The organism is Wenzhouxiangella sp. YN9 (assembly GCF_056324165.1).
Genome location: NZ_JBJNIP010000077.1, coordinates 1 through 2642, shown reverse-complemented (window position 1 = coordinate 2642; position 2642 = coordinate 1). Strand labels below are relative to the sequence as shown.

The following is a 2642-nucleotide window of genomic DNA, read 5'->3' as shown; positions in this document are numbered from 1 at the left end:
GCTGATCGTTGCCGCGCTGACCGACGACCAGCTCGCCGAACTGGCCGAACTGGGCAAGGAGCTGGGCCTGGCGGTACTGGTGGAGGTGCACGACGAGGAAGAAATGGAGCGGGCGCTGAAAGTGCCCGGGGATCTGGTGGGGATCAACAATCGGGATTTGCATCGTTTCGTGACTGACCTGGACACCACACTACGGCTGGCGCCGATGGTGCCGAAGGATCGGCTGGTGATTTCGGAGAGCGGGATTCATTCCCGCGAGGATGTCGAAAAACTCCGAATAGGAGGGATTGGGGCGTTTCTGATTGGGGAATCCTTGATGCGCCAGACCGATCCCGGAGAGGCGCTGGGTCGGCTAATCGCTGGATAGCTCGGCTACGAACACAGTTCGCCTTGGAGTGATGGCATGGCAGAAGAGGGGCACCGAATTCTGATCATTGCCGACCCGAATGGCGCTGGAAAAACGACGTTTGCCCGTGAATACTTGCTGCAAGAGGCGAATTGTCCGGTTTTCATCAACGCCGATTTGATCGCCGCGGGCTTGTCGCCATTCAGGCCCGGCAGCCTTCCAGGCCGGCCGCCTGATGCTTTCCGAAATTGCTCGCTATGCTGCTGCTGGGATCAGTTTCGGTTTTGAAACGACCCTGGCCGGTCGCGGCTATGCTCGGATGATTCCACGCTGGCGAAACGATGGCTACCGAGTGGAGCTGATCTTCCTGCAACTCGATCGCCCGGAAACTGCGATTGCAAGGGTTGCCGAGCGTGTTCGGCAAGGCGGCCATGATGTTCCGGAAGCCGTTATCCGGCGACGTTTTCAGGCGGGGAAAAAGAACTTCGATCTGCTCTATTGAGATTTGGTGGATGATTGGATCGTGTATGATAATTCCGGTGAGCGCCCTCGCTTGATTGACTCGAGTGCACGGCATGAATGACGAAGCAATTAAATCAAACTCAGCTCAAGGTCCGGACCTCCGTGGGGTAGAAGCCGCGTTGCTTCGCGCTGTGCACAACGAGCGCGCGAGCGGGCGCGGGCGACTGGAACGCGCCTCGTACTGAGCAGGAATGGTGTGCTTGAGTTCGTCCCTCCTGAGCAGTTGGCCGAAAACCCGCCGGTAGTGGCTGAGCGGACTGGCCATTACAGTCATCACGAATGAACGGCATTTGCCTCGATCCTGAAAGCCGACGCTTTCTTCCTACCTGCTGACAAGCCATTGACTGACTGACGCCGCTCCTGCTGTGAGCGATCCTGCCATTTTGCTTGATGCAAGTGGTGGGGGCAAACAGTGTGGGAATTGGCAGTGTCGGCTATCAGCGCCACCGCCCCGAGCACACGCTGCTCTACCAGATCGTCGAGCGCCATTATTCGGCCTTTGTCGAGCACCTGGCCGATGCCGGAAAGCAACTCCCCGGCCATGTGCGGCAGGCCTTCGATGGCTACCTGCAATGCGGGCGGCTGGAGCACGGATTCCTGCGCCTGCGCTGCGACTCCTGTCGCGCCGAGCATCTGCTGGCGTTCAGCTGCAAGCGGCGCGGATTCTGCCCCAGTTGCGGTGCGCGGCGCATGGCCGATGGCGCGGCCTGGCTGGTCGACCAAATCTTGCCTGAGCGGCCGATTCGTCAGTGGGTACTGAGCCTTCCCTTTCCCATGCGGTTTCTCCTGGCCACGCACCCCGCACTTATTGGCCGCGTGCTCGGCATCGTCTATCGGGTCATTGCCGGCCACCTGATCCGCCAGGCCGGCTTTACGCAGCAGTCGGCGCGCACGGGTGCTGTCACGTTGATTCAGAGATTCGGCTCAGCACTGAATCTCAACATCCACTTTCACATGCTGTTTGTTGATGGGGCCTACCTGGTGACCCCGCCTCACGACAACCGACCCCGATTCCAGTGGGTGCGCGAACCGACGTCGGCCCAAATGACGCAACTGGTCCACACCATCGCCCGCCGGGTGGGGCGGCTCCTGGAGCGTGAAGGGTTACTGGAGCGCGATACCGAGCAGCTCGAGTTTAGCGATGTGCGGGACGAAGAGGACCCGATGCCTGATTTGGTGGGCCACTCCATCACCTACCGTATTGCCGTGGGCCCGCATCGCGGACGCAAAGTATTCAAGCTCCAGACCCTGCCGACTTGCGATGAGGAGGATTGGGCAACTGGCGGCCCCGGAAACGTGGCTGGCTTCTCTCTACACGCCGGTGTCGCGGTCAAAGCCTGCCAGCGCGACAAGCTCGAGCGGCTGTGCCGATACATCTGCCGTCCTGCCGTTTCAGAAAAGCGCCTGTTCCTGACCGCACGCGGCGACATCGGCTACACGCTGAAAACCCCGTACCGTGACGGGACGACCCACGTGATCTTCGAGCCGCTGGATTTCATCGCCCGGCTGGCGGCGCTCGTGCCGCCGCCGCGCCTGAACCTGACCCGCTTTCACGGGGTACTTGCACCGAACAGTCCTTACCGGGCTCGTATCACGCCGGCCCGCCGAGGGCGAGGCGGCAAGCCGAAGAGGCCGGGACCGTCGGAAGATCGCACACCGGTCGAGCAACGCTCGGCGGTGCGCTGGGCGAAGCGCCTCAAGCGGGTCTTTCAGATTGATGTGGAGACCTGCCCGAGTTGCGGGGGCACGGTCCAGATCATCGCCTGTATCGAAG

At 61.3% G+C, this 2642-nt stretch carries 3 protein-coding genes; all 3 read left to right on the top strand.

The genetic code is table 11. The annotated features are described in order from the left end of the window. A partial coding sequence (locus ACEWQ0_RS04665; RefSeq protein WP_476484665.1) for an indole-3-glycerol phosphate synthase TrpC occupies positions 1-367 on the top strand: 367 nt, incomplete at its 5' end. Positions 368-581: 214 nt separating this feature from the next. Next, positions 582-848 (top strand): zeta toxin family protein, encoded by a 267-nt coding sequence (locus ACEWQ0_RS04660; protein ID WP_476481160.1) that lies wholly within the window; start codon positions 582-584, stop codon positions 846-848. A 410-nt stretch (positions 849-1258) separates the two neighbouring features. Further along, a partial coding sequence (locus tag ACEWQ0_RS04655) for a transposase (RefSeq protein WP_476484664.1) occupies positions 1259-2642 on the top strand: 1384 nt, incomplete at its 3' end.